The organism is Amycolatopsis kentuckyensis (assembly GCF_002155975.1).
GTDB classification, from domain to species: Bacteria; Actinomycetota; Actinomycetes; order Mycobacteriales; family Pseudonocardiaceae; genus Amycolatopsis; species Amycolatopsis kentuckyensis.
Map to the genome: position 1 here is coordinate 1 of NZ_MUMI01000630.1, position 3830 is coordinate 3830.

At 75.1% G+C, this 3830-nt stretch carries 3 protein-coding genes; all 3 read left to right on the forward strand.

Features of this window, described 5'->3' with window-relative positions; all coding sequences use genetic code 11:
* The coding region (locus tag CCN39_RS44135) for an ATP-binding protein (protein ID WP_434781161.1) at positions 1 to 1791 on the forward strand (1791 nt) is incomplete at its 5' end.
* Between the two features lie 74 nt (positions 1792 to 1865).
* The gene (locus CCN39_RS44140) at positions 1866 to 3326 is read left to right on the forward strand and encodes an FAD-dependent monooxygenase (protein WP_086852715.1); all 1461 of its coding nucleotides are present in this window, start codon (positions 1866 to 1868) and stop codon (positions 3324 to 3326) included.
* A gap of 55 nt (positions 3327 to 3381) precedes the next feature.
* Positions 3382 to 3723, forward strand: a complete 342-nt coding sequence (locus CCN39_RS44145; protein WP_086852717.1) for a hypothetical protein — start codon at positions 3382 to 3384, stop codon at positions 3721 to 3723.
* Positions 3724 to 3830: the final 107 nt, after the last annotated feature.

Sequence of the window (3830 nt, forward strand, 5' to 3'; positions counted from 1 at the left end):
GTCCGCAGCCGGGCCGCGGCCAGCTCCAAGGCCGCGGCCCGGCTGCGGACGCTGTCGCTGCCCGACCTGGCCGACGGGCTCGCCGACCGGTTCCGGCTCCTCACCACCGGCAGCCGGACCGCGCCGCCGCGGCACCGCACCCTGCGTGCGGTCATCGCGTGGAGCTGGGAGCTGCTCGACGAACGCGAACGCACGGTCGCGGACCGGATTTCCGTGCTGCCCGGCGGGGTCACGGCCGCTTCGGCCGCCGCCGTCTGCGCCGGCGCCGTGCCCGCCGACGCGATCCCCGAACTGCTGGCCGCCCTCGTCGACCGGTCGCTGCTGCAGCTCGCGCCCGGCCGCTACCGCATGCTCGAAACCCTCCGCGAGTACGGGATCGACCGCCTCGCCGACGCCGGTGAGCTCGGCCCGGCCCGCGACCTGGCCGCCGCCCACTTCGCCGCGCTGCTCGCCCGCCACGACCCCGAGCTGCGCGGGCCCGGTCAGCTGGCGGCGATGGCCGCCATCGGCGCCGAGTACGACAACGCGCTCGCCTCGCTGCGGCACGTGTGCGCCGCCGGCGACTCCGCCGCCGCGATCGGCCTGGCTCTGGCGCTGACCTGGTACTGGCAGATGTTCGGCCGCGACTCCGACGCCGGCTACTGGCTGGGCGAGGCCTTGGCGGTGCCCGGCGAGCCGACCCCCGAGCGGGACTGCGCCCGGGCCGCCCACCTGCTCAACCGGGCGGACATCCTGTCGGGCATCACCGCCGGGGAAGCCGCGGCGGACCGCGCGGAGATGCGCGAGCTGGCCGGACGGCTGCTGGCGCGTCCGGGGTTGCCGAGCCACTACCGCGTCTTCGGCCCGATGCTGCTTTTCCTGCTGGGCGACGGGACCGCCCTCGCCCACTTCCGGCAGCTGGCCGAGGGTGACGACGAGTGGCTGTCCGCGCTGGCGCACCTGTTCCAGGCCGAGATCGCCGAGAACGCGGGCGAGCTCGACCGGGTGCGCGTCCACGTGGCGGCGGCCCTGACCGGCTTCCGGCGGGCCGGCGACCGGTGGGGCCAGGCGGCGACGCTGCCCATACGGGCCCAGCTGCGGCGTTACGACGACCTCGGCGGCGCGACGGCCGACCTGCGGGAAACCCGGGAACTGGCGGGCGAATTCGGCGCGCCCAGCCTCGGCGACCAGCTCTACAACGACCTGCGCTGGTTCGACCTCCACATCCGGCGTGGCGAACCCGGTCGGGCCCTGGAAATCATCGGCGAGACCCGGGCGCGGGCGCTGCGGGCTTCGTCGGCGGACCTGCCGGTGCTGATCGACGGCTGGGAAGCCGGTCTGCGGGTGCGCCTCGGCGAGCTGGACGAAGCCGCCGTCCTGCTCGACGACGCCGAACGCCGGCTGCTCGGCGACACCGGATTCCCCTCGGACCACGCCCGTACGCTGATCGCCGGCGCGCGGTCCGCGCTGTGCCTGGCCCGGGGCGACCTGGCCGGCGCGGACCAGGCCGGGCGCGCGGCGTACGCGGCCGCGCTGGCGGCCCGGGACCTGCCGATCCTGTCGCTGGTCACGGTGCACACGGCCGCGCTCGCCGGAGCACTCGGGCGGCCGCGCGAATCGGCCGTCCTGCTCGGTGCCGCCGCCCGGCTGCGCGGCGCGCACGACCACACCGATCCGCAGGTCCGCGAGCTCACCGGCCGGGGCCGGGCCGCACTCGGCGAGGACGGATTCGCCGCAGCGTACGCGAAAGGCTGGGAGCTGGACGCCACATCGGCCGTGGCCGCGGCCGATCCGGCCCGCCTGGTGCCGTGAGCGCGGTGTGCGCGCCGTGTGCGTGACGGCGGTCAGTCTCGGGGCACGTGAAGACCTCGAGAAAGCGGTTTGGCATGCATGACGTGGTGATCGTGGGGGCCGGCCCGGTCGGTCTGTTCCTCGCCTGCGAACTCGGCCTCGCGGGCCGTACGGTGCTGGTGCTCGAACGGGAGCCGGAGCCGCGTTCGCCGTGGCGGAGCTTCCCACTCGGCCTGCGGGGCCTGTCGGGCGGTTCGGTGGAGGCGTTCCACCGCCGCGGAATGCTGCCGGCGCTGCTGGCCGCGTCCGGGGTGGACGAACGGCCCGAGGCAGCCGCGCCCCGCTCGGTCGGCCACTTCGCCGGAACCCCCCTCGACCCGGCCGACGTCGACCTCGCGCGCCTGCCGTACCGGCTCCCCAGCCCGGCGCTCGACGGCATCATGACCAGCCTGGAAGCGGTGGAGGCGGTCCTGGCGGAGCGGGCCGGCGAGCTCGGCGTCGAAATCCGCCGCGGCGTTCCGGTCACGGCCGTGACCGAGGACGGCTCGACGGTGACCGCCCGGGCCGGTGCGGAGGAGTACCCGGCCCGCTGGCTGGTCGGCTGCGACGGCGGCCGCAGCACGGTCCGGCGGCTGGCGGGCTTCGAGTTCGCGGGCACCGAGCCGCAGCTGACCGGCTACCTCGCGCTGGTCACGCTCGCCGACCCCGGTCTCCTCCGGCGGGGCTTCACCGTGACCCCGCAGGGCATGTACGTGACGATGTCGGAGCCGGGCCACCTCGGTGTGCTGGACTTCGACGGCGGGGCGTACGACCGGTCCCGGCCGCCGACGCGCGAGCACCTCCAGTCGGTGCTGCGCAAGGTGTCCGGCACCGGCGTGACGCTCGGCGAGGTCCACCTGGCTTCCAGCTTCACCGACCGCGCGATGCAGGCGACGACGTACCGCCGCGGCCGCGTCCTGCTGGCCGGCGACGCGGCGCACATCCATTCGCCGCTGGGCGGCCAGGGCTTGAACCTCGGCATCGGCGACGCGCTGAACCTTGGCTGGAAGCTCGCGGCGACGGTGGCGGGGAACGCGCCTGCGGGCCTCCTCGACACCTACACCGCCGAACGCCACCCGGTCGGCGCGCGGGTGCTCGACTGGTCCCGCGCCCAGGTGGCGGTGATGCGCCCGGACCCGCATTCCCGGGCCGCCCGGTCGGTTCTCGGTGACCTCCTCGCCACCCGGGACGGCACGACGTACGTGTTCGAGCGCACGTCGGGGACCTCGCTGCGCTACTTCGGCGAGTCCGGCCTGGCCGGGCACAACGCGCCGGACTTCGTGCTGGCGGACGGAACCCGCCTCGCCGACCTCCTGCACGACGGCCGCGGCGTCGCGCTCGACTTCGGCGGCCGGCTGCCCCCGGCGGGAGACCGGGTCCGGCACGTCGCCGGCCCGGCCCGCGACGACCTGGGGTTCGGCGCGGTGCTGGTCCGGCCGGACGGGATCGTCGCGTGGGCCGGCGACCGGGATCCGGACGTGGCTTCCTTCGAGGAGGCCGTCCGCCGCTGGTTCTGAACCATTCCGGCCGATAGCCTGGTGGCGGGATGCCCTCGACGAAGGCGCGGGACAGATGACCGGGACCGATCCGCACATCCACGTCGAGCGGAAGGTGGTGGAAGCGGGGCCCGAGGTCCGCAACCTGATCTCGTCGATGCTGGGCCGCGCGACCGACGCACCGGCCGTCGTCACCACCGGCTGCGGGATCCGGGTGCCCTACGCGATGTCGTCTCCGCGGCCGGAGAGCGTCACCTGCCTCGCCTGCCGGGAGCACGCCCACCGGGAGTACCTGCGCTTCGCCGAGCAGATCGAGAACCTGGGCCGTGGCCCGATGGCGGGCCTGGCCATCACCGGCGACCAGGTGGCCGCCGCGGTGGAACGCCTGCGGGACCTGGCGAAGCGGTTCTCCAGCTGAGACGCGCTGCGCAGCCGTCACAGATAACGAAACGGTAACGCCGCCATGCCGGTTTGAACCGTTAGTCCGAAATGCCCGTTTTTGCCTACGTCGGGACCAGCGGCCGG

Bases quoted from the DNA above. Each gene is read 5' to 3' on its own strand.
- CCN39_RS44140 (WP_086852715.1), top strand. From the start codon at position 1,866: ATGCATGACGTGGTGATCGTGGGGGCCGGCCCGGTCGGTCTGTTCCTC.
- CCN39_RS44145 (WP_086852717.1), top strand. From the start codon at position 3,382: ATGACCGGGACCGATCCGCACATCCACGTCGAGCGGAAGGTGGTGGAA.